Source organism: Streptomyces sp. NPDC004838 (genome assembly GCF_053600955.1).
On record NZ_JBSGAW010000014.1, the window covers coordinates 96,553 to 118,299 of the forward strand.

Consider the following 21,747-nt stretch of genomic DNA (forward strand, 5'->3'; position numbering starts at 1 on the left):
ACATCCAAAAAGTAGGCGGAAGTTGGGAAAGCGCACTCGCGTTCCGGCTGCACCGCGTCCCGCATGCGGAGTAGTCTTCCTTGATCGTTGGGTGGGGGATGGGAAGGGGCACGCGGGTGAGCTCGGGAGGGCTGGAGCTACCCCCCGGTGACGGTGGTCACGAGGGGGACTCCGCGGACGCCCCGCCTGGCGCGGTCTCGCTCGCGAGACCGATGGAGATCGGGGCGGAGCTGGACTGGGACGCGGACGCCTGGAGCGAGGTGCGGACGCGTGCGCAACGAGCCGGACGGGCCTATATCTGGCTCAATCTGGTGGAACAGCGGCTGCGCGCGGTGGTCGCCGCCGTGCTGCGCCCGATCTACGAACCGGTCCACGGCGACGACTGGGTGGTGGCCGCGGCCGGCCCCGCCGGACAGGAGTGGGTGCAGCGGGCCGTCGCGGTCCGGGAGGTCTCCCGCCGCAAGGGCTACCTCCTGGACCCCAACGACGACAATGTGCTGTCCTTCCTGACCCTGCCGCAGCTGCGCGAACTGATGGTCCAGCACTGGCCCTGCTTCGAGCCGTACTTCGACGACCGGCGTGACGTGGAGCTGGCGCTCGACGAACTGGAGGTCGCCCGGAACGTGGTCTCCCGCAACCGCGCGCTCAACGAGGCCGTCCTCGCCCAGGCCGAGCGGGCCTCCGCCCGGCTGCTGGAGATACTCGGCAGCGGCGCGGGCGTGCCGTCCGCCGACCGGCTTCCGGTGGACGCGGTCGAGGACCTCGTCGGCGACCGGTACGCGGACGTCGTCTCCGTCCACCCCGACCGGGTCCGCCTCCAGCGCCAGATCCCGGCCGAGGACCTCTTCGGCGGCGCGCGCCGGCTCGACGCCATCGGCATCGGTCTCAACCTCCTCGTCCAGAACTTCTCCGGCCGCCGGCTGATCCGCCTCGCCGAGCAGGGCGCGCGGATCCGGCTGCTCTTCCTCAATCCGGCGAGCAGCGCGGTCAAGCGGCGCGAACGCGAACTGGGCCTCAAGAAGGGTGAACTGAGCCGGACCGTGGAGATGAACATCCTCCATATGCGCCGCGTCCGCTCCCGGCTCCGCGACCCCGGCGCCTTCGAGATCCAGGTCTTCGACGAGACGCCCCGCTTCACGGCCTATCTCGTCGACGGCGACGGCCCCGACGGAGTCGCCGTCGTCCAGTCCTACTTGCGCAAGGCGCGCGGCATGGAGGCCCCGGTCCTGGTCCTGCGCGGTGGCAGCCGGTCCTCCGTCGTCCGTATGGGCGCCGACCCCGAGCACGGCCTGTTCCAGACCTACCGCGAGGAGTTCGAATCGTTCTGGGCGGACTCCCGCCCGGTCTCCTGAGTTGTCAGTGCCCCGTGGGAGGGTGTGATGACTCACCTGGGGACATGAGGAGGGGTGGTCCACGATGACCTGGTATCAGGAGCCGCTCGTCGGTTTCGACCTGGAGACGACGGGCACGGAGCCGCTGGAGGCCCGGATCGTCACGGCGGCGGTCGTCCGGGTCTCCGTCGGCGACCGGCCGGCCGGGCCCGACCACCGCACCTGGCTCGCGGATCCCGGGATCCGCATCCCCGCGCAGGCGTCCGCCGTCCACGGCATCAGCAGCGAACGGGCCGCGGCGGAGGGCCGCCCGGCGCGTGAGGTCGTCGACGAGGTCGCGGACGTGCTCTGCGGGCACTGGTCGCGGGGCGTCCCCGTCGTCGCGTACAACGCGGCCTTCGATCTGACCCTGCTGACGGCGGAGCTGGACCGCCACGGGCTCCCGTCCCTGACGGACCGCCTGGGGGGCCGCGACCTCGGCCCGGTGATCGACCCGTACACCATCGACCGGGCGGTCGACCGCTACCGCAAGGGCAAGCGCACACTGGAGGCGGTCTGCGCGGAGTACGGCGTGGCCCTGGTCGCGGCCCACGAGGCGTCCGCGGACGCGATAGCGGCGGTCCATGTGGCCCGCGCGGTGGCGGGCCGGCACGCGTCGGTGGCCGCCCTGTCCCCGGCACAGCTGCACGAGCGCCAGATCCGGTGGTACGCGCGGTGGGCGACGGACTTCCAGGCGTTCCTGCGGAAGAAGGGCGACCCGACGGCGGTGGTGGACGGGACCTGGCCCGTGCGGGCGCTGGTACGGGCGGGCTGATCCGTCACGGGCCCGCGGGTGGAGCGGGCGGCGGCGAGGTCGGCGGGTGTGCCCTCGAAGACGACTCGGCCGCCGTTGTGGACGGCCCCGGGGCGGGTGATCCAGTCGGCGTGAGCCATCACCGCCTGGTGGTGCTCGACGACGACGACCGATGGGCCGGAGTCGACGAGCCGGTCCAGCAGGCCGAGCAGTTGCCCGACGGCGGAGAGCCGGCCGAGGATGCGGTCCGCGGCCGGTGTGCGTGCCTCGCCACCGGCGAAGAACTCCTCCGCCTCGGTCCCGAGTGCCCCTCGGCAGAGCCCGTCGCAGGGGACGGCACGGGTCAGAACGGGTCAGAACGGGTACCAGTGGACCTCGGGTTCCTCGTTCCGGAGCGAGTTCACCCGGCGTACGAACTCCTCACGCGCCTTCGGGTTCGACACCGCGTGCTGGGCCACCCACGCACAGCTCGCGGTCTCCCGCGCCCCCCGGAGCACCCGGCAGCCCTCCCACTCCCGCACATCCCACCCGTACGCCTCGGCGAACGACTCGTACGCCCGAGGACCGAGGCCGTACCGGTCGCGCGACAGAGCCATCACCACGAGGTCGTGCTCGCGCAGATCCGAGGAGAACGTCTCCAGATCCACCAGGACCGGGCCGTCGGGTCCCACGTGGACATTCCTCGGGAGGGCGTCGCCGTGGATCGGCCCCATCGGCAGCCGGGGCGTCAGCGCGGCGGACTCCTCGGCGAAACCGTCGCGCCGGGCCCGCAGATAGGCCGCGTCGGCGGGGTCGATGGCCTCACCGGCGAGACGCAGCCAGCGCTCCACCCCGCCGAGCAGTTCCCGCCTCGGCAGGGCGAAAGCGGGCGCGGGCAGCGCGTGCACCAGAAGGAGCAGCCGGGCCAGATCGGCGGGCTCCGCGGGGCGTACCGCGTCGGGAAGCCGGTGCCAGACGGAGACCGGGTGCTCCTCGACGAGACGTGCCACGGGCTCGGCGGGGCGTACGGCGGGGACGCCCGCCTCCGCCAGCCAACCGCCGACGGCGAGTTCACGGTCGGCCCGCGCCAGCAGCTCGGCGGAGCGGCCGATCTTGACGACGACCTCACCCGTCGAGAAGACCGCGTTCTCGCCGATCGCCAGCAGCGTCGCGTCCGCCGAGGCCAGTCCCGCCGCCGCCAGCACCTCCCGTGCCCGCGTCTCGTCCATCGCCGTGCCACCTCTTCCGCTCTCTCACCAGTTCAAACCCGCCAAAGTCTCGCATCCGCGGACAGCCGCGCCTCACGGACCCACGACCTGGGCCGGGGGGCGGAGCCACCGGAGCGGCTGAACCGCAGAGCCCGGCCCCACGCGGGCGTATCCGTGGACTTCGGCGACCGGAGGTTCTCCCGGCCCGGCCGAGTCGCGTTCTCGCCCGGAACAGGCCCCCGGTGGGCGCGGAGGGGCCGACGGCCCCCGGGCGGACCACGGGCCCGCGGCCTCCGGCGGGCGCGGAGCGGCCCGGACGCACGGGGGCGTCCGGGCCGGGTTCCGCGTGGCGGGGGAGCGCGGGGCGGTGCCCGCGTCTCCCTCCGAGCGGCTCCGTCACACGCGCGCGGGCTCCCGGCGGCCGTCGTCGTCGTGGCCCAGGGCCGTGGCCGCCTCGGGCCGTACCGGCTCGTCGTGGGTCATGTCGGGCAGCCAGCCGAGCCACTTCGGGAAGTACCAGTTCTTCTCGCCCAGGAGCGCCATGGCCGCCGGGAGCAGAACGCCCCGGATGATCGTCGCGTCGATGAGCACCGCCGCCGCGAGGCCGACGCCCATCTGCTTCATGGACTGCATGGACAGGGTGCCGAAGATCGCGAAGACGGCGACCATGATGACCGCGGCGCTCGTGACGACACCGGCCGTCGTGACGACGCCCTGCGTGATCGCCTCCCGTGTGTCGCGGCCCTGGAGCCTCGCCTCCCGGACCCGGGAGACCACGAAGACGTGGTAGTCCATCGAGAGCCCGAAGAGGATCACGAAGAGGAACAGCGGCAGCCAGGCGACGACCGCGCCGACGCCCTCCGCGCCCACCAGCGAAGCGCCCCAGCCGTGCTGGAAGACCGCGGTGAGGATGCCGTACGCCGCGCCGACCGACAGCAGATTGAGCACGATCGAGGTGATCGCGATGCTCAGCGAGCGGAACGAGAGCAGCATCAGCACGAAGGCGAAGATCACCACGAAGGTGAAGACGGGCACGACGGCCGCCGTGATCTGGTCGTTGAAGTCCATGGATCCGGCGACCTGACCGGTGACCGGGGCCTCGACGCCGTCCACCGTGCCGAGGGTGGCGGGCCGGACCTCGTCCCGGAGGATCTTCAGGCTCTTCTGGGCCTCGTCCTGATCGGAACCGCCGACCAGCGGCACGGAGACGAAGGCGACGTTCTCCGCGTCATGGGTGACCACCTCGATCGGGCCTTCGGACGCGCCCGAAGCGACCGCGCGCGCACGGAAGTCGGCGATGGCCTGCTTCACGGGCGCGGCGTTGATGTCATCCGCCTTGACGACGACCGAGGCCGGGTCCACCCCGCCCGGGAACGCCTCGTTGAGGCGCTGGTACGTCGCCACGATCGGGACCGAGTCGCCGAACTCCTGGTCCAGCGTCAGATCCTGGGTCTTCATGCCGAGCGCGGGCAGCGCGATCGCGGCCAGCGCGCCCGTGGCGACCACCAGCGACACCACCGGCCGCTTGAGCACCCTGCCGAGGACCGCGCGCCAGAACCGGCTCTCGCCGTTCGTGTCGCGCTTGAGACGGTTGAGGAACGGAACCCGGCCCTTCTCCACCCGCTCGCCCAGAAGGGACAGCAGCGCCGGAAGGACCGTCACCGAGCCGACCATCGCCACCGCGACCACGATGATCGACGCCAGGCCCATCGACTTGAAGTCGCCGACCCCCGTGAAGAGCATGCCGGCCATGGCCACGCACACCGTCACACCGGAGACGATGACGGCCCGGCCGCTGGTCGCCGCGGCGATCTGGATCGCCGTCCGCGCGTCCCTGCCCGCGGCACGCTCCTCGCGCTCGCGCCGCAGATAGAAGAGGCAGTAGTCGACGCCGACGGCCAGTCCGACCAGCAGCATGACGGAGTTGGACGTCTCGCCCATCGGCATCGCGTGGCTGGCCAGCCCCATGAGCCCCATCGTGGCGATGATCGCCGTGATCGCCAGGGCCACCGGAAGCAGCGCCGCCACCAGTGCGCCGAAGGTGATCAGCAGGATCCCGAGCGCGACGGGAACGGCGAGGAGTTCGGCCCGCTGGAAGTCCTCGCCGAAGGCGTCGTCGAACGTCTTGTTCATGCTCGCTTCGCCGATCTCCTCGATCAGCAACTCCTTGTGCTCGCCCTGCACGTCGGCGACGGCCTTCAGGACCGGGGCCACCCGCTCGCCGGCCGTGTCGGGGTCGCCTCGCATCTCGAACCGCACCAGCGCGCTGCGGCCGTCCTTCGAGATGTTCTTGGTGGTGTACGGGGAGGTCACGGCGGTCACCTCGCCCGTGGCCTCCACCGCCTTCATCACCGAGGCGACGGCGGCCCGGAACTGAGGATCCGTCGCCTTCGCCGTGTCGCCCTTCGCCTGGATCAGGACCGTCTCATCGGCCGACCCCTTGATGCCCGACTCGTCGGTGATCTTCGCCGCCTGGCTGGTCTCGCCCTTCAGGGCATTGCTCTGCTCGAGCTCGACCCGCCCGGCGGCCGAGCCGGCCGCCATGGCGAGCACGATGAACAGCACCCAGATCCCCACAGCGGCCCATCGGTGCTGTGCGCTCCAGCCCCCCGCCCGCGCGGCTATCCCGCGCGGCGTGCTTTCCGTCTTCCCCATGGCTGCCATTGCCCCTCTACCGGCGTCGCGCCGACGTGACGCCGGCGTCTCAGCTTCTGACGCTAGGGGCGTGGCGGGGCGGACTCGTCCTGCTCGCCGGTGATCCCGGGCAGGCTGGTCTACTCCTCTGGGATTGCCTCCGTCCCTGACGACGGAGACCGAGGACCCTTACATCTATCGGGTCTGTCTCGCAGGAGCGGAGGTCACCGTGGTGCCGCCGCCGGGAGGTCCGCCCAGTGGGCCCCGGGGTGTCCGACCACGGCACTAGGCCGTTTCTGATGGATCTTGCTGGGCTCGCGTGCCCTGGCACCGCTCCCCCTCGGCCCTGCGGCCGGGGAGGTGCCCCCACGCTGCGTTGTCGTCGGTCACCTATGGGCCCCCTGGGCCTAGCGGCCCGGGAGGTACCCCCACCCTGGGCCTAGCGGCCCGGGAGGTACCCCCACCGCATGGATTCCCTCCTCCGCCTTGCGATGCACGGCACCAGACCCCGCTCCCTGATCCAGCCTGATCCATCAGAAACGACCTAGGGTTGTGGACATGACCACGAGATACGCGGCGCTCCTGCGGGGCGTCAACGTCGGCGGGCATCGGAAGGTGCCCATGGCCGCACTCCGTGAACTGCTCACCGAGCTGGGCCACTCGGGCGTCGCCACCTATCTCCAGAGCGGCAACGCCGTCTTCACGAGCGACTCCACCGACGAGGAGGCGCTCGCCGCAGCCCTGGCACAGGCCATCGAGAAACGTTTCGGCTTCCCTGTGGACTGTCTGGTCCGCGCCGCCTCCTACCTCAGAGCGATCGCCGACGACTGCCCCTACCCGGCCGCCGAACTGGAGGCCGGACAGCTGCATGTCACCTATTTCGACGCGCCCGTCGACCCCGAGCGCTTCGCCTCCCTCGACCAGGCCGCCTTCCTGCCGGAGGAGTTCCGGCTCGGGGACAGGGCCCTGTATCTGTACGCCCCGAACGGCCTCGGCCGCTCCAAGCTCGCCGAGGCGCTCGCCAGGCCCGCCCTCACCAAGGGAACCGTCGCCACCTCCCGTAACTGGAACACGGTCCGCAAACTCGTGGAGCTGACGGCGGACGGCGACTGATCCACCGGCGACCCCGACAGTCCCGACAGTCCGGCGGCCCGACAGTCCGGCGGCCCGGCGGCCATTCCCGGACGCGGGCCGGACCTCGGCCCGGCCGTCGTAGTCGGCCACGGTCAGCGGCGGCGATGCGAGTCCCGGCGCCAGCTGAAGCCACCGGGCAGCCGCACCGACGCGCTGCGGCGGCCATGGCTGTCACGGGTGATGTGCGCGCGCCGTCCGCCGAACGACCAGGACCAGCCGTGCGAACTGATGGTGAGGTGCAGCACCCTGGGGATCAGCGTGATCCGCTTGTGGTAGTGGAACGACATGTCGGCCTCCTTCACTCGATGGTGCGGCCGACGCGACCCGCACCCGTCACCGCATCGCTACGAATGTGTCACCGAAGCCGTGTCACCCGACCCGCGCCGCCGAAGCCGAGTGACCGAAGCCGAGTGACCGAAGCCGCGTCACCCGAGCGCCGACAGTTCGGCCTCGGACAGTGAGATCGCCGCCGCACCGAGATTGTCCTCCAGATGCGCGAGCGAACTCGTCCCCGGCGTCGGGCACACCACGGGCGAGCGTTGCAGCAGCCACGCCAGCGCGATCGCGGCCCGGCTCACGCCACGGGCCGCCGCGACCGCGTCCAGCGCCGGCGACCCCCCGTCCGCCAGCGCGCCGTCGGCGAGCGGGAACCACGGCAGAAACGCCAGCCCATGCCTCTCGCACACCTCCAGTACGGGCTCCGAGTCCCGGTCGACGAAGTTGAAACGGTTCTGCACCGAGACGACGGCCGTGATGTCCATCGCGGCCGTGAGCTGCTCGGCGGTGACCGAGTCCAGGCCGATGTGCCGGATCTTGCCCTCGCTCCGCAACTCCGCCAGCGCGCCCAGCTGCTCGGCGAGCGGCACCGCCGGATCCAGCCGGTGGAGCTGGTACAGGTCGATCGTCTCCGTACGCAACCGGCGCAGACTCGCCTCGCACATCGCGCGCAGCTCTTCGGGGCGCCCCGCGATATGAGAGGTGCTGTCGCTCGTCCGCACCACGCCGCCCTTGGTGGCCACGACCAGGCCCTCCGGGTACGGGTGCAGCGCCTCGGCGACCAGTTCCTCCGCGAGGCCCGGCCCGTAGTTGGCGGCCGTGTCGATGAGCGTCACACCGCGCTCCACGGCCCGCCGCAGCACGGCGACGGCGTCGGCGCGCTCACCGCGCGGGCCCCAGTATCCGGGGCCGGTGAGCTGGGCGGTTCCATAACCCAGACGGCGTACGGGCAGCTCCCCGGCGAGGAGGAAGGACTCGGTGATCATGGCTCGACCGTACCTCTGACCGAGCGCCGGACGGGCGGTCGGAGCGACTGGGCGCGGAAAAGGGACGGGGGTGTGCGTCGAATTCCGGTGCGCGGCTCCGACGTCCCTGGAGGAAGCCGGGTCGCACCGGAGTGTTCACCGTGAGAATTCGCCGTGAGAAAGGGAAGTGACCGACGATGTTGCTGGAGAACAGAGTGGCCGTCGTGTACGGGGCGGGCGGGGCGATCGGCGGGGCGGTGGCGAGAGCGTTCGCCCGCGAGGGGGCGCGCGTCTTCCTCGCCGGGCGTACCGCGCCGGGGGTCGATGAACTCGCCGGGGCCATCCGCGCGCGGGGCGGCGCGGCCGAGAGCGCCGTCGTCGACGCCCTGGACGAGAGAGCCGTGGACGAGTACGCCGACTCGATCGCCTCGCGGGCCGGGCGGATCGACGTCTCGTTCAACGCCATCGGGTACGGAGACGTCCAGCGACCGCTGGCCGAGCTGTCGGTGGAGGACTTCCTCCGGCCGGTCGTGAACGCGGCGCGGTCGCAGTTCCTGACGACCAGGGCGGCGGCGCGGCACATGGTCCGGCGCGGGTCGGGGGTCGTCCTGGCCTTCGGCGGGGGCGGTCCGCAGACGCTGCCCGGCCTGGGCGGCTTCAAGGTCGCGCTGGACACCGTGGAGGGGCTCCGGCGTCAGTGGGCGTGCGAACTCGGCCCGCACGGCATCCGCGTGGTCACCCTCACATCGGGTGGCGTGCCGGAGTCCATCCCCGAGGGGTTCGCCGGTCGGGACGAGATCACGGCCGATCTGGAGCGGGCGACGCTGCTGAACCGGACCGCGACATTGAGGGACGTGGGCGAGGTGGCCGCCTTCGTGGCCTCGGACCGGGCCCGCACCCTGACCTCCACCGAAGTGAACATCTCCTGCGGCGCCATCGTGGACTGACACCCCGCCGACCGAGGAGCCGGACCTTGCCGGAGACCGTGTCCGGCTCAGGCCGGGACCCCGAGCCGGGCACGGCCGCCGGAGACGACAGCCTGTCCGTACCGCTCCAGCAGCAGCCGCGCCAGCTCGGGGGCCGGACCCAGGACGTCCGCGAGGACGTCGGCATGCCGCGCTCCCTCGGCGATGCGGTCGGGCAGCCGGCCGGGGGCGATGACGTACGGAGCCACCGCCACCCGCCGACAGCCCTCGGCCCGCAGCGAGCGCACGGCGTCCTCGGTTCTGGGCAGGGATGCGGAGGCGAACGCAGGCCGCACGGCACTCCAACCGGTGTGCCGCAGCTCCCGCGCCATTTCTGCGATCACTGCGATCGCCTCCACGTCTGTGGTGCCCGCCGAGGCCAGGACGAGCCCGGTCGAGCGTTTGTCGGCCGGGCCGAGCCCGGCTTCGTAAAGCCGCCGCTCCACCGCCGCGAACAGCAGCGGGGACGGGCCGAGCACCTCCGCCTGCCTCACGCGCAGCCCCGGCAGCCGCACCGACGCCTCGTGCAGTACAGCGGGGATGTCGGACTTGGCGTGGAAGGCCCGGGTCAGCAGCAGCGGCAGCGCCACGACGTCGGCCACCCCACCCGGGCCGGCCTCGGCCGCGAGCCGCTCCAGCACCCTCGGCACGGACGGGGCGTTGAAGTCCAGGAACCCGGTCTCCACGCGCAGTCCGGGCCGCAGCGACCGGACCCGGCGCACCAGGGCGTGGACGGTCGCGGCATGCCGCGGGTCACGGCTGCCGTGGGCGACGACGAGGAGTACGGGACCGGTCATCGCGGGACTCAGTTCTTGACGAGGAGACCGCGGCCCCGCAGAACCGCGCGCTCCAGTGGGCTGAAGATCAGCAGATCGATGGCGATGCCGACCGTCAGGATCAGCAGGATCGCCAGGAAGACTCCCGGCATGTCGGAGTTGTTGCGGCCGTTCTCCAGCAACTGGCCGAGCCCGAGGCCCAGGTCGGGCGACGAGGCGATGATCTCGGCCGCCATCAGGGACCGCCAGGAGAACGCCCAGCCCTGCTTGAGTCCGGCCACATAGCCGGGCAGCGCGGCGGGCATCACGATATGCCAGGTGCCGCGGAGGCCGGTGGCGCCCATCGTGCGGCCGGCGCGCAGGAACAGCGGCGGTACCTGGTCGACGCCGGAGACCAGGCCGTTGGCGATCGACGGCACCGCGCCGAGCAGGATCACCGCGTACATCATCTGGTTGTTGAGGCCCAGCCAGATCACCGCGGGAGGCACCCAGGCCACCGACGGCAGCGACTGGAGGCCCGACAGGATCGGTCCGATCGCGGCGCGCACGAACTTCACGCGGGCGACCAGCAGACCGAGCGGCGTCCCGATGGCGAGCGCCAGCAGAAAGCCGAGCAGACCGCGCGAGATGCTGGTCCACACGATCTCCAGCAGTGTGCCCCGCAGCCACAGGTCGGACACGCTGTCCCACACCGCGGACGGCGCGGGAAGGCTGCCCTCGTCGGTGACCTTCGCCCACACCAGCGTCTGCCAGACGGCCAGGACCAGCGCCACCGCCAGCAGCGGCGGCAGCACCTTCTTCAGCAGCGTCTCACGGAAGGGCGTCCGCTGGGCCTGCACCGTGTCCAGTGCGTCGAGTCCGGCCTCCAGCCCCGCGAGATCGTGTGACGGTTCGGCTCCGGAGCCCGGGGAGCCGGCGCCCCCCGAGGCCGGGGACGCCGAGCCCTTGGACACCGGGCCCTTGGTCGAGTCCGACTCGGCGCCGGGGGCCTCGGTCTCAGTGCTGGCCATGTCGGCGGATCTCCCCACGCAGTTCTTCGGTGATCTCGATGGACAGCTCCGCCACGGCGGCGTCCTCGATCCGGCGCGGCTGCTCGATGCCGACCGTCCACTCACGGGCGACACGGCCCGGACGGGACGACAGCAGCACCACCCGCTCGGCCAGCCGCACGGCCTCCCGGACGTTGTGCGTCACGAACAGCACGGACAGCCGGGTCTCCCGCCAGATACGGGTCAGCTCGTCGTGGAGCACATCACGGGTGATGGCGTCCAGCGCCGCGAACGGCTCGTCCATCAGCAGGAGCTGACTGTCCTGGGCCAGGGCGCGCGCCAGCGCCACCCGCTGCCGCATACCGCCCGACAGCTCGTGCACCCGCTTCCCGTACGCGCCCCCGAGCCGTACGAGGTCGAGCAGCCGTTCGGTCTCGGCGCGGCGCTCGGCCTTGGCGACCCCGCGCAGCCGCAGCGCGAGTTCGATGTTCTTCCCCGCGGTCAGCCACGGGAACAGCGCATGCTCCTGGAACATCAGCGCGGGCCGCCCGCCGGGGGTCTCGATGGACCCCGCGGTGGGCGCGTCCAGACCCGCGACCAGATTGAGCAGGGTGGACTTTCCGCAGCCCGACGCCCCCAGGAGGGTGACGAACTCGCCCGGTGCGACATCGAGGCTGATGTCGTCCAGTACGAGCTGCCGTCCCCCCGGCCCCGCGAAGGACTTCGAGACATGCCCGATACGCGCGGCGTAACCGGCCGTCGTACGGGCCTCGGCCTGGTCCTTCGTGAGTGTCGTGGTGCTGGCCATGGTCGTCACCTCCTGGGAACTGGGTCTGTGCGGTGGTTACTTGACGCCGAGACCGGCGTCGGAGACCTCGGGCTTGCCGTCGGTCCGAAGGACCTTGTTCAGCGCCGTCAGGTCGTAGATGCCGTTCAGGTCCGGCTGCTCCAGCAGACCGGCCTTCACCGCGTATCCGGCCTGGGTCTTGAGCGTCGAGGCCAGCGGGTCGTCCAGGAACTGGATCGAGGGCCACGCCCCGTCGATGATCTCGGCGGGCAGCTCCTTGCCGCTGAGCGCCTTCAGCTTGGCGTTGGCGGACGCCTTGGCCTTCTCCGGGTTGGCGTTGATCCACGCGTTGGTCTTCACCGAGCCGCGCACCACGGCCTCGACGACGTCCGGGTGCTCCTTGAGGAACTTCTGCGACACGATGATGTGGGTGATCACGAACTTCTTGTCCGGCCAGATCGTCGCCTCGTCGAGCAGCACCTTCGCGCCCTGGGAGACCAGCCGGGACGCGGTCGGCTCCGGCACCCAGGCGCCGTCGATGGAGCCGGACTTGTAGGCGTCCGGGGTGATCTTGTTGTCCGTGCGGACCACGGAGACATCGCCCTTGCCGCTCTGGGCGTCCGTCTTCCAGCCCTTCTCGGATATCCAGTTGAGGAAGGCGACGTCCTGGGTGTTGCCGAGCTGGGGCGTGGCGATCTTCTTGCCCTTGAGATCGTCCAGCGTCTTGATCTTCGCGGGGTTGACCACCAGTTTGACGCCGCCGGACGCGGAACCGGCCACGATCCGCAGGTTCTCGCCCTTGGACTTCGTGAAGCCGTTGATGGCGGGGGAGGGGCCGATGAAGCCGATGTCGATCGAGCCCGCGTTGAGCGCCTCGATCTCGGACGGGCCCGCGTTGAAGGTGGTCGACTTGATCTGGGTGCCGCCCAGTTCCTTCTGGAGGATGCCCTCCTGCTCACCGACGAGAGCGGTGGCGTGCGTCAGATTCGGGAAGTAGCCGAGCTTCACGGTGTCGGCCGAGAGCTTCTCGCCCTCGGCCGCCGCCGGGCCGGCCTTGTCGTCCTTCTCGGAGTCGGAGCCGTAACCGCAGGAGGCGAGTGCGCCGATCAGCAGCGGGAGTGCGGCGGCTGCGACGATGCCGCGGCGCAGGGTGGTACGGGTGGCAGGCACGGGGAGGGTTTCCTCTCACAGGCCCCGGCGGCACGCTCGCGGAGCGCGGCCGGGAAGTCGGCGGTTAACGGTCTTCGTCGGTGACGCGGGTGGTGCGTACGGGTCATCGCGCACATCGCGTGACACCCCCCGTGCCGGCGCCGAGGGTGCCGCTGCCCACCCGGCCGCCCTCTTTCGCGAAGGTCGCGAACACGTCGGTCATCAGAAGTCCCATCCGTCGTCGTCGGCGGCGGCGCTGTCGTCGGTCTCAACCGATGCCGCGGGGGTGGTGAACGAGTCGCCCGCCATGCCCGCCGCCAGCGTGGTGCCGTCGGCGGGGTCGATCAGCAGGAAGGAGCCGGTGCGCCGGGAGTCCGCGTACGCGTCCAGCGCCAGCGGTTCGGCCGTACGCACCTTGACGCGCCCGATGTCATTGGCGACCAACTGCCCCGGATCCGGGTGCTGGGAGAGGTCGTCGAGGGTGAGCCGCGACGGGATCTCCTTGACGATCGCCTTGACCGTACGGGTCGTGTGCTTCAGCAGCACCCTCTGGCCCACCGTCAGCGGCTGGTCGGCGACATGGCAGACGGTGGCCTCGACGTCCTGCGTGGTCGCCGGGGCGTCACCGCTCGGCACGATCAGATCGCCGCGCGAGACGTCGATGTCGTCCTCCAGCAGGAGGGTGACGGACTGCGGGGTCCACGCGATGTCGACCGCCTGGCCGAGCAGATCGATCCCGGAGATCTTCGAGGTACGGCCCGAGGGGAGTACGGTCACCCGCTCGCCGACCCGGAAGGTGCCGGCGGCGATCTGGCCCGCGTATCCCCGGTAGTCCGGGTGCTCGGCCGTCTGCGGACGGATCACGTACTGCACAGGGAGACGGGCGTGGCAGTCGGTCAGATCGTGGCTGACCGGCACGGTCTCCAGATGCTCCAGCACGGTCGGACCGCCGTACCAGTCCATGTTCGAGGACGGGTCGACCACATTGTCCCCGGCGAGGGCGGAGATCGGGATCGCGGTGACCTCGGGGACGCCCAGCTCCAGGGCGTACGTGGTGAACTCCTCGGCGATCGCCGCGAAGACCGGCTCGGCGTAGTCGACGAGGTCCATCTTGTTCACCGCGAGCACGACATGGGGCACCCGCAGCAGCGCGGCGACGGCGGCATGGCGGCGGGTCTGCTCGACCACACCGTTGCGGGCGTCGACCAGCACGACCGCGAGTTCGGCCGTGGACGCGCCGGTCACCATGTTGCGGGTGTACTGCACATGACCGGGGGTGTCGGCGAGGATGAACCGCCTGCGCGCCGTGGCGAAGTAGCGGTACGCGACATCGATGGTGATGCCCTGCTCGCGTTCGGCCCGCAGCCCGTCGGTGAGGAGCGCCAGATCCGGCGCGTCCTGGCCGCGGGAGCGGGAGGCGTGCTCGACGGCCTCCAGCTGGTCGGTCAGAATCGATTTGGAGTCGTGCAGCAGCCGCCCGACCAGGGTGGACTTGCCGTCGTCGACGGAGCCGGCGGTGGCGAAGCGCAGCAGGGTGGTCGCCGCCAGCTCGTCGAGTCGCTCGCTTGTCGTGGTCATCTCTAGAAGTACCCCTCGCGCTTGCGGTCTTCCATCGCGGCCTCGGACATCTTGTCGTCGGCGCGGGTGGCGCCCCGCTCGGTGAGCCGGGAGGCGGCGATCTCGGCGATCACCGTGTCGAGCGTGGTGGCGTCGGAGTCGACGGCCCCCGTGCAGGACATGTCGCCGACGGTGCGGTAGCGGATGAGCCGGGTCTCGACCCGCTCGCTCTCCTTGGGGCCGCCCCAGTCGCCCGCCGTCAGCCACATCCCGGAGCGCTGGAACACCTCGCGCTCATGGGCGAAGTAGATCCGCGGCAGTTCGATCTTCTCGCGGGCGATGTACTGCCACACGTCCAGCTCGGTCCAGTTGGAGAGCGGGAAGACCCGGACGTGCTCGCCGGGCGCGTGGCGGCCGTTGTACAGCTGCCAGAGCTCGGGGCGCTGACGGCGCGGATCCCACTGGGAGAACTCGTCCCGCAGTGAGAACACCCGCTCCTTGGCGCGCGCCTTCTCCTCGTCCCGCCGCCCGCCGCCGAAGACCGCGTCGAACCGCTCGGACTGGATCTTCTCGGTGAGCGGCACGGTCTGGAGCGGGTTGCGGGTCCCGTCGGGCCGCTCCCGGAGCTTTCCGGCGTCGATGTACTCCTGTACGGAGGCGACGTGGAGCCGCAGCCCGTGGTGCTCGACCGTGCGGTCGCGGTACTCGATGACCTCGGGGAAGTTGTGCCCGGTGTCCACGTGCAGCAGCGAGAAGGGGATCGCGGCGGGCGCGAACGCCTTCAGCGCCAGATGCAGCATGACGATGGAGTCCTTGCCGCCGGAGAAGAGGATCACCGGCCGTTCGAACTCCCCCGCCACCTCGCGGAAGATGTGCACCGCCTCGGATTCGAGCGCGTCGAGGTGGGAGAGGGCGTAGGGGCTGTCCGTGTCCTGAACGCCGGCGACGGTCGTCATGAGAGGCCCTTCTCGGTGAGCAGCGCGTGGAGCGCCGCCGCGGACTCGGATACGGTCTGGTGCTGCGACTCGATCCGCAGGTCCGGGGAGAGCGGCTCCTCGTACGGGTCGTCCACCCCGGTCAGTCCGCTGAGTTCACCGGCCGCCTGCTTGGCGTACAGCCCCTTCACATCGCGTACGGAGCACACCTCGACGGGCGTCGCGACATGCACCTCGACATACGGGGTGCCCTCGGCCGCGTGGCGCTTGCGGACGGCCTCGCGGCTGTCGGCGTACGGGGCGATGACCGGCACGAGCACGGTGACGCCGTGGGACGCCAGCAGCTCGGCGACGAAGCCGATCCGCTGCACGTTGGTGTGGCGGTCCTCACGGCTGAAGCCGAGGCCCGCGGAGAGGAACTCGCGGATCTCGTCCCCGTCGAGGACCTCCGTACGGCGGCCGTCGGCGTGCAGCCGCTCCGCCAGCGCGTGGGCGATGGTGGTCTTGCCCGCGCTCGGCAGTCCGGTGAGCCAGATGGTGGCCCCAGTCACGTCCTTGTCTCCCAGCTCTCCCGCGATCGTCATCAGCCGTGCAGCCCGCATTCCGTCTTGCCGCGCCCGGCCCAGCGGCCGGCGCGCGCGTCCTCGCCCTCGAGCACCCGGCGGGTGCAGGGCGCGCAGCCGACGGAGGCGTAGCCGTCCATCAGCAGGGGGTTGGTGAGGACGCCGTGCTCGGCGACATACGCTTCCACGTCGTCCTGCGTCCAGCGCGCGATTGGCGAGACCTTGACCTTGCGCCGCTTCTCGTCCCAGCCGACGATCGGGGTGTTCGCCCTGGTGGGGGACTCGTCGCGGCGCAGGCCCGTCGCCCAGGCGTCGTACGCGGTCAGGCCCTCCTCCAGCGGGGCGACCTTGCGCAGGGCGCAGCAGAGATCAGGGTTCCGGTCGTGCAGCTTCGGGCCGTACTCGGCGTCCTGCTCGGCGACGGTCTGCCGCGGGGTGAGCGTGATGACGTTGACGTCCATCACCGCCTCGACGGCGTCCCTGGTCCCGATGGTCTCGGGGAAGTGGTAGCCGGTGTCGAGGAAGACGACGTCCACGCCGGGGAAGGCGCGGGAGGCGAGGTGGGCGACGACCGCGTCCTCCATGGAGGAGGTGACGCAGAAACGCGGGCCGAAGGTCTCGGCGGCCCAGGCGAGGACGTCGAGCGCGGGCGCGTCTTCGAGTTCGCGCCCAGCGCGCTCGGCGAGAGCCTTGAGGTCCGCGAGAGCTTTGAGGTCGGTGGTCCGAGTGGCCGTCATATCCCGCTCCCTTCCTTGTCGTTCCGTTGAAGCCCACGGGTCAGCAGCCCGAGGAACTTCAGCTGGAAGGCCCGATTACAGGCCGCGCATTCCCAGGCGCCATGGCCCTGCTCGTTGGGACGCAGGTCCTCGTCGCCGCAGTAGGGGCAGTAGAAGGGGGCCGCGCGCTCGCTCATGACCTCGCGCCCTTCGTCGCGTCGGCCGCGTCGGCCGCGTCGGCCGCCTCGGCCGGGAGTGCGCCGCTCATGAGAGGGCCTCTTCGGAAGCGCGCGCCGCCCAGGAGGCGAAGCGCTCGTCCTCCTCGCGCTCCGTCTGGAAGCGGCGCAGGACGCGCTCGACGTAGTCGGGCAGTTCGGCGGAGGTGACCTTCAGGCCACGCACCTTGCGGCCGAAGCCGGGCTCCAGACCGAGCGCGCCGCCGAGGTGGACCTGGAAGCCCTCGACCTGGTTGCCGTCGCCGTCCAGCACCAGCTGCCCCTTGAGACCGATGTCCGCGACCTGGATCCGGGCGCAGGCGTTCGGGCAGCCGTTGAGGTTGATGGTGATCGGCTGGTCGAACTCCGGGATGCGGCGCTCCAGTTCGTCGATGAGCGAGGCCCCGCGCGCCTTCGTCTCGACGATCGCCAGCTTGCAGAACTCGATGCCGGTGCAGGCCATCGTGCCCCGCCGGAACGGGGACGGGGTCACCCGCAGATCCAGCGCCTCAAGACCGGCGACCAGGGACTCGACCTGCGACTCCTCGATGTCGAGCACGATCATCTTCTGCTCGACCGTGGTCCGCAGCCGGTTGGAGCCGTGCGCCGAAGCCAGTTCGGCGATCTTGGTGAGGATGGTGCCGTCCACGCGTCCGACGCGCGGCGCGAACCCGACGTAGTAGCGGCCGTCCCGCTGCCGGTGCACGCCCACATGGTCGCGCCACTGCTGTTCGGGAACGGCGGGCGCGGGCCCGTCGATCAGCTTCCGCAGCAGATACTCGTCCTCCAGGACCTGGCGGAACTTCTCCGCGCCCCAGTCGGCGACCAGGAACTTCAGCCGGGCGCGGGTGCGGAGGCGGCGGTAGCCGTAGTCGCGGAAGATCGAGATGACGCCCTCGTACACCTCCGGCACCTCGTCCAGCGGAACCCAGGCCCCCAGCCGCACCCCGAGCTTGGGGTTGGTGGAGAGCCCGCCGCCGACCCAGAGGTCGAAACCGGGTCCGTACTGCGGGTGGACCACGCCGACGAACGAGATGTCGTTGATCTCGTGCGCCACGTCCAGCAGCGGGGAGCCGGAGATCGCGGACTTGAACTTGCGGGGGAGGTTCGAGAACGCCTTGCTGCCGATGACGCGGCGCTGGATCTCCTCGATCGCGGGTGTGCCGTCGATGATCTCGTCCTCGGCGATGCCCGCGACGGGCGAGCCGAGGATGACGCGCGGGGTGTCGCCGCACGCCTCCGTCGTGGACAGTCCGACGCCTTCGAGCCGCCGCCAGATCTCCGGGACGTCCTCGATGCGGATCCAGTGGTACTGGACGTTCTGCCGGTCGGTGATGTCGGCGGTGCCGCGGGCGAACTCCTGGGAGATCTCGCCGATCACACGGAGCTGCTCGGTGGTCAGCCGCCCGCCGTCGATGCGGACCCGGAGCATGAAGTACTCGTCGTCCAGCTCCTCCGGCTCCAGGATCGCGGTCTTGCCGCCGTCGATTCCGGGCTTGCGCTGGGTGTAGAGGCCCCACCAGCGCATCCGGCCGCGGAGATCGGCCCCGTCGATGGAGTCGAAGCCGCGCTTGGAATAGATCGTCTCAATGCGTGTCCGTACATTGAGACCGTCGTCGTCCTTCTTGGTCTGCTCATTGGCGTTGAGCGGCGTCATGTGGCCAGCGGCCCACTGACCCTCGCCGCGGTGGCGTCCGGCCTTGCGGCGGGTCGCGGCGGGGGTGGGCTTTTGCGGGGTGGCGTCCATGGCGGTGTGTCCTTCGGGACTGCGGGAGGGCGGCTCTGAGCTGCACACTCGCGGTTCGGGGCGCGACGGTGCGCAGGGTGCGGTGTGCTACGGGATCGGTGACAGGGTGATACTGCGGGAGCGCGGAGGGTGCTGGAGTGCGGGGTGCGCTCGGATGCGGGAGATGCTCGGGCTGTGCGGCGGTGCTGAGCTGTCAGCAGGCGGGACAGATGGCGCTGGACATGCGGCCGTGGTCGACGTGCCGCCGACTCACCAAGGCAATTCCAGCTCGAGACATGACGGAAGCGTGGCACGGAGATCGGACGGCAGTCCACCACGATCCGTATTCTGGACAACAATGTCTCGAATAGTGAGAAGCAGGTGGAGTGGGGGGCCGGTCGGGCGGTCCGATCGGGGGTGGTCGGTGAGCCGGTCGGTCGTGGGGCGGTGAGCCGTTCGGCCGTGGACCGGGCGGTGGCCGGTCCACGGCCGACCCGTGGCCGGCCGATGGCGGGCCGGTGGCCGGTCGGCGGTCGGGCGGTCAGCCGTGGGCGCCGGGCCAGGGGCCGGGAGTGACGGTCTCCGGCTCCTCCTCCACCGTGGTGTCGAAGAGCGTGAACCCGCGCCGCAGATAGTTCTCCATGGCGTACGGCCCGTCCTTGGAGCAGGTGTGCAGCCAGACGCGCTTCGTGGGCTTCAGGCCCGGCCAGCGGTCCGCCAGGTCCCAGGCCCTGCTCACGGCGGACGAGAGCAGCTGCCCGCCGATCCCGCGCCCCCGGAACGCCGCGATCAGCCCGAAGTACACGATCTCGACCGAGCCCTCGTCCTGGGCCTCGATCTCCGCGTATCCGGCGGGCGTCCCCTTCACATACGCCACCCAGGTCTCGGCGCCCGGCCTGCCGAGCACCTCCTCCCACTCCGGGTACGTCATCCCGAGCCGGTCGGTCCACAGGACGTCCCCGCCGACGGCCGTGTACAGAAACCGGCTGAACTCGGGGGAGGGGATCTCCGCGCGCACGATCCTCACGTCGTCGCCGACGGGAGCGGAGGGCCGCAGCTCGGCGGGGGAGGTCTGCTCAAGGGACCACGTGGTGACACTGATGCTCATGCGGCCAGGGAATCACGCGCCCGCCCCCGGACAAAACCCCCTCCGCTCAGGGCCCGGCCCCGTGCGCCGCCCCGGCTCTGCGGGGCTCCGTCCCGGAGTGCGTGCCCTCGACCTCGGCGGCGGGGCAGCCGGTGCAGTCGACACGCGTGCCTCGGGTGCGGGCGCGTCGGATGCGGAGTCGCACCGGAGCCTCGGCCCGAGCCGCCTCCCGCCGACCGGTACGGGACCACGCGCCTCCGATCGGCGGCGGGGCCGGGTCTGCCGTGGAACCTGGCCGGTCAAGTTCGGCCTGTCCGGTGCTTCAGGGCCGGCCGGTCGAATTCGGCCCGTTCGGCGTTCGAGGACCGGGGGTTCGGTGGCGGAGGCCCTGGCGGGTGGCTGCCGCTTCGGGGGCGGTGCGTGGTGGGGCTGTCGTGGCCCCGTGCGGTCAAGTTCAGCCCGTCCGGCGTTTGAGGACCGGGGGTCCGGGGGCGGAGCCCCCGGCAGGTGCCCGCGCCCACGGCGGACGGGGCGCCGGCGGGATCACGGCTCGGGCCGCCCGCAGGGCCCCGCGGGACCGTACGAGGACTCAACCCCCGAACCCTTCCGGAGGAACCCCGCGTACCTCCACTTCCACCCCCTCCGCGAAGCGGTACGGCCGGCTCGCCAGCACATGCGCCAGATGGCGGCGCAGGCGGGATATCTCGGCGCGGACCGTCACCGTGCGCGTCGGGTCGCCGAAGAGTTCCTGCGCCAGCTGCGCCGCGCTGCGGCCCTCCCGGTGCACCGCCAGCGCGTACAGCAGCTCGGCGTGCCGGGGGCTCAGCTCCTGGACCCAGTGGCCCGCCTCGCCGGAGACCGTCGCCGACGCCCGCCGCGGCCGGCTGAGGTCCAGCACGACCCGCGCCGCCGGGCCGGGCGCGCCCGGTTCGGTGACCCGGATCAGCCAGCCGCCCGGCACCGGCTCCACCGCGCACATGCCGAGCGACGGCAGCCAGTACCGCCCGCCCGTCAGCGACTTGGGCAGCTGCAGTCGTCCCGGTGGCGGCATCCCGATGACCGCCGCCGGCCATCCGTTCGCGTCGACGGCCAGTGCCCGCCCCCTCATTCGGCCCAGCAGCGGCGACGCCGCCCCGCGCAGCCGGTCCAGCGCGGCGAAGTGCTGGTTGCGCAGCTCCGCCTCCGCGAGCCGGGTGACCGCGGTGACCAGGGGGAGCGTCGTCGGATGAACCGTGGCGAGCGGGCCGCTGAGATTGACCACCCCGAGCAGCCGGCCGTCCCGCGGATCCGTGAGGGGAGCGCCGGCGCACGTCCACGAGTGGTGCGCCGAGACGAAGTGCTCGGCGGAGTGCACCTGGACGGGCCGGCGGACCGCCAGCGTCGTGCCGATCGCGTTCGTCCCGGCCACCTCCTCGCGCCAGTCCGATCCCAGCACCACCCCCTGTGCGTCCCCCTTGCGCAGTACGGACGCCGTCCCCTCCCGCCACAGGACACGCCCCTCCGGATCCGTGACGATCATGATGTGCTGCGCGGCGTCCGCGATGGACACCAGTCCGTCCCGCAGGAGGGGCATCACCTCGCGCAGCGGGGTCGAACCCCGGCGCCGCTCGATCTCCTCCCGCGGCAGGAATCCGCCCTGCCGCCCCCGGTCGGGATCGAGCCCGCTGCGGAGCAGCCGCTGCCAGGACTCCCCGATGTCCGCCCGCGGTCCGACAGGCGAAAGACGCCCGCTGAGGGTGGCTTGCCGCACTCCTCTCAGAATTCTGCCGGCCTCTGCCGAGTCCATCGCGGCGAGTCGGGCCAGGTCGATCGGAGTGGTGGGCACGCGGAGGTCCTCCTGGACGGCGATACGGCGCAATGGCTGCAACCCTCTGCAACCCTCGCGAATGGGCGTGCGTGTGTACGAAGGTGTACAGCGCGAGGGGTGGTGCCGTGTCGGCGCAGCACCACCCCGACCATGAT

General features: G+C 71.4%; 20 protein-coding genes and 1 pseudogene. 4 read left to right on the forward strand and 17 right to left on the reverse strand.

All coding sequences use genetic code 11. The features are described 5' to 3' along the window. The first annotated feature begins 116 nt into the window (after positions 1-116). Entirely contained in the window at positions 117-1,352 is a 1,236-nt protein-coding gene (locus tag ACWEFL_RS17955) for an SAV2148 family HEPN domain-containing protein (protein WP_451713222.1), read from the forward strand. A 64-nt stretch (positions 1,353-1,416) separates the two neighbouring features. Beyond that, positions 1,417-2,145, forward strand: coding sequence for an exonuclease domain-containing protein (locus tag ACWEFL_RS17960; protein ID WP_451713224.1), 729 nt, complete (start codon positions 1,417-1,419; stop codon positions 2,143-2,145). 17 nt (positions 2,146-2,162) lie between these two features. Here the strand turns inward: ACWEFL_RS17960 and ACWEFL_RS17965 are convergent. The 3 genes and pseudogenes from ACWEFL_RS17965 to ACWEFL_RS17975 form a co-directional block, all read right to left on the reverse strand. Then, positions 2,163-2,423: pseudogene (locus ACWEFL_RS17965) on the reverse strand (excinuclease ABC subunit UvrA); the annotation flags it as partial. 54 nt (positions 2,424-2,477) lie between these two features. After that, the gene (locus ACWEFL_RS17970) at positions 2,478-3,332 is read right to left on the reverse strand and encodes a phosphotransferase enzyme family protein (protein ID WP_451713227.1); all 855 of its coding nucleotides are present in this window, start codon (positions 3,330-3,332) and stop codon (positions 2,478-2,480) included. A gap of 375 nt (positions 3,333-3,707) precedes the next feature. Then, positions 3,708-5,975, reverse strand: a complete 2,268-nt coding sequence (locus ACWEFL_RS17975; protein WP_451713229.1) for an MMPL family transporter — start codon at positions 5,973-5,975, stop codon at positions 3,708-3,710. A gap of 528 nt (positions 5,976-6,503) precedes the next feature. Here ACWEFL_RS17975 and ACWEFL_RS17980 point away from each other — a divergent pair. Then, on the forward strand, positions 6,504-7,058 hold the full coding sequence (locus tag ACWEFL_RS17980; protein WP_451713232.1) for a DUF1697 domain-containing protein: 555 nt from the start codon (positions 6,504-6,506) through the stop codon (positions 7,056-7,058). A 113-nt stretch (positions 7,059-7,171) separates the two neighbouring features. Here ACWEFL_RS17980 and ACWEFL_RS17985 read toward each other — a convergent pair whose 3' ends face one another. Together ACWEFL_RS17985 and ACWEFL_RS17990 are read right to left on the reverse strand one after the other, a co-directional pair. Beyond that, positions 7,172-7,366: a DUF4236 domain-containing protein gene (locus ACWEFL_RS17985; protein WP_451713234.1), complete on the reverse strand. Its 195-nt coding sequence runs from the start codon at positions 7,364-7,366 to the stop codon at positions 7,172-7,174. A 138-nt stretch (positions 7,367-7,504) separates the two neighbouring features. After that, positions 7,505-8,341 (reverse strand): aldo/keto reductase, encoded by an 837-nt coding sequence (locus ACWEFL_RS17990; RefSeq protein ID WP_451713236.1) that lies wholly within the window; start codon positions 8,339-8,341, stop codon positions 7,505-7,507. Positions 8,342-8,517: 176 nt separating this feature from the next. Here ACWEFL_RS17990 and ACWEFL_RS17995 point away from each other — a divergent pair, with 176 nt between their 5' ends. Then, on the forward strand, positions 8,518-9,267 hold the full coding sequence (locus tag ACWEFL_RS17995) for an SDR family NAD(P)-dependent oxidoreductase (protein WP_451713239.1): 750 nt from the start codon (positions 8,518-8,520) through the stop codon (positions 9,265-9,267). Positions 9,268-9,314: 47 nt separating this feature from the next. Here ACWEFL_RS17995 and ACWEFL_RS18000 read toward each other — a convergent pair whose 3' ends face one another. The 12 genes from ACWEFL_RS18000 to ACWEFL_RS18055 all read right to left on the reverse strand — a co-directional run bounded on the left by ACWEFL_RS18000 (position 9,315) and on the right by ACWEFL_RS18055 (position 21,610). Continuing rightward, complete coding sequence (locus ACWEFL_RS18000; protein WP_451713241.1) at positions 9,315-10,082, reverse strand: sirohydrochlorin chelatase; 768 nt, start codon at positions 10,080-10,082, stop codon at positions 9,315-9,317. An 8-nt stretch (positions 10,083-10,090) separates the two neighbouring features. After that, complete coding sequence (locus ACWEFL_RS18005; RefSeq protein ID WP_451713244.1) at positions 10,091-11,071, reverse strand: ABC transporter permease; 981 nt, start codon at positions 11,069-11,071, stop codon at positions 10,091-10,093. Further along, entirely contained in the window at positions 11,058-11,858 is an 801-nt protein-coding gene (locus tag ACWEFL_RS18010; RefSeq protein ID WP_451713247.1) for an ABC transporter ATP-binding protein, read from the reverse strand. Before ACWEFL_RS18010 ends, ACWEFL_RS18005 begins: the two co-directional genes overlap by 14 nt. 36 nt (positions 11,859-11,894) lie before the next feature. After that, positions 11,895-13,007, reverse strand: coding sequence for an aliphatic sulfonate ABC transporter substrate-binding protein (locus ACWEFL_RS18015; protein WP_451713250.1), 1,113 nt, complete (start codon positions 13,005-13,007; stop codon positions 11,895-11,897). A gap of 201 nt (positions 13,008-13,208) precedes the next feature. Beyond that, positions 13,209-14,564, reverse strand: coding sequence for a sulfate adenylyltransferase subunit 1 (locus ACWEFL_RS18020; RefSeq protein ID WP_451713253.1), 1,356 nt, complete (start codon positions 14,562-14,564; stop codon positions 13,209-13,211). Between the two features lie 2 nt (positions 14,565-14,566). After that, positions 14,567-15,499 carry a sulfate adenylyltransferase subunit CysD gene (gene cysD / locus ACWEFL_RS18025; RefSeq protein WP_451713256.1) on the reverse strand — a complete coding sequence of 311 codons (933 nt, stop codon included), beginning with the start codon at positions 15,497-15,499 and terminating at the stop codon, positions 14,567-14,569. Then, positions 15,496-16,029, reverse strand: a complete 534-nt coding sequence (gene cysC, locus ACWEFL_RS18030) for an adenylyl-sulfate kinase (protein WP_451713258.1) — start codon at positions 16,027-16,029, stop codon at positions 15,496-15,498. Before cysC ends, cysD begins: the two co-directional genes overlap by 4 nt. A 32-nt stretch (positions 16,030-16,061) precedes the next feature. Further along, on the reverse strand, positions 16,062-16,778 hold the full coding sequence (locus ACWEFL_RS18035) for a phosphoadenylyl-sulfate reductase (protein ID WP_451713261.1): 717 nt from the start codon (positions 16,776-16,778) through the stop codon (positions 16,062-16,064). Next, the gene (locus ACWEFL_RS18040) at positions 16,775-16,954 is read right to left on the reverse strand and encodes a hypothetical protein (RefSeq protein ID WP_451713264.1); all 180 of its coding nucleotides are present in this window, start codon (positions 16,952-16,954) and stop codon (positions 16,775-16,777) included. Before ACWEFL_RS18040 ends, ACWEFL_RS18035 begins: the two co-directional genes overlap by 4 nt. Before the next feature lie 67 nt (positions 16,955-17,021). Further along, positions 17,022-18,719: a nitrite/sulfite reductase gene (locus tag ACWEFL_RS18045; protein WP_451713266.1), complete on the reverse strand. Its 1,698-nt coding sequence runs from the start codon at positions 18,717-18,719 to the stop codon at positions 17,022-17,024. Positions 18,720-19,239: 520 nt separating this feature from the next. Beyond that, on the reverse strand, positions 19,240-19,806 hold the full coding sequence (locus ACWEFL_RS18050) for a GNAT family N-acetyltransferase (protein ID WP_451713269.1): 567 nt from the start codon (positions 19,804-19,806) through the stop codon (positions 19,240-19,242). A 568-nt stretch (positions 19,807-20,374) separates the two neighbouring features. Further along, positions 20,375-21,610, reverse strand: coding sequence for a GAF domain-containing protein (locus ACWEFL_RS18055; protein WP_451713272.1), 1,236 nt, complete (start codon positions 21,608-21,610; stop codon positions 20,375-20,377). Positions 21,611-21,747: the final 137 nt, after the last annotated feature.

Excerpts from the sequence above, each read along its gene's own strand:
- ACWEFL_RS17960 (WP_451713224.1), top strand. The coding sequence starts at position 1,417 with ATGACCTGGTATCAGGAGCCGCTCGTCGGTTTCGACCTGGAGACGACG.
- ACWEFL_RS17970 (WP_451713227.1), bottom strand. The coding sequence starts at position 3,332 with ATGGACGAGACGCGGGCACGGGAGGTGCTGGCGGCGGCGGGACTGGCC.
- ACWEFL_RS17975 (WP_451713229.1), bottom strand. The coding sequence starts at position 5,975 with ATGGCAGCCATGGGGAAGACGGAAAGCACGCCGCGCGGGATAGCCGCG.
- ACWEFL_RS17980 (WP_451713232.1), top strand. The coding sequence starts at position 6,504 with ATGACCACGAGATACGCGGCGCTCCTGCGGGGCGTCAACGTCGGCGGG.
- ACWEFL_RS17985 (WP_451713234.1), bottom strand. The coding sequence starts at position 7,366 with ATGTCGTTCCACTACCACAAGCGGATCACGCTGATCCCCAGGGTGCTG.
- ACWEFL_RS17990 (WP_451713236.1), bottom strand. The coding sequence starts at position 8,341 with ATGATCACCGAGTCCTTCCTCCTCGCCGGGGAGCTGCCCGTACGCCGT.
- ACWEFL_RS17995 (WP_451713239.1), top strand. The coding sequence starts at position 8,518 with ATGTTGCTGGAGAACAGAGTGGCCGTCGTGTACGGGGCGGGCGGGGCG.
- ACWEFL_RS18000 (WP_451713241.1), bottom strand. The coding sequence starts at position 10,082 with ATGACCGGTCCCGTACTCCTCGTCGTCGCCCACGGCAGCCGTGACCCG.
- ACWEFL_RS18005 (WP_451713244.1), bottom strand. The coding sequence starts at position 11,071 with ATGGCCAGCACTGAGACCGAGGCCCCCGGCGCCGAGTCGGACTCGACC.
- ACWEFL_RS18010 (WP_451713247.1), bottom strand. The coding sequence starts at position 11,858 with ATGGCCAGCACCACGACACTCACGAAGGACCAGGCCGAGGCCCGTACG.
- ACWEFL_RS18020 (WP_451713253.1), bottom strand. The coding sequence starts at position 14,564 with ATGACCACGACAAGCGAGCGACTCGACGAGCTGGCGGCGACCACCCTG.
- cysD (WP_451713256.1), bottom strand. The coding sequence starts at position 15,499 with ATGACGACCGTCGCCGGCGTTCAGGACACGGACAGCCCCTACGCCCTC.
- ACWEFL_RS18035 (WP_451713261.1), bottom strand. The coding sequence starts at position 16,778 with ATGACGGCCACTCGGACCACCGACCTCAAAGCTCTCGCGGACCTCAAG.
- ACWEFL_RS18040 (WP_451713264.1), bottom strand. The coding sequence starts at position 16,954 with ATGAGCGAGCGCGCGGCCCCCTTCTACTGCCCCTACTGCGGCGACGAG.
- ACWEFL_RS18045 (WP_451713266.1), bottom strand. The coding sequence starts at position 18,719 with ATGGACGCCACCCCGCAAAAGCCCACCCCCGCCGCGACCCGCCGCAAG.
- ACWEFL_RS18050 (WP_451713269.1), bottom strand. The coding sequence starts at position 19,806 with ATGAGCATCAGTGTCACCACGTGGTCCCTTGAGCAGACCTCCCCCGCC.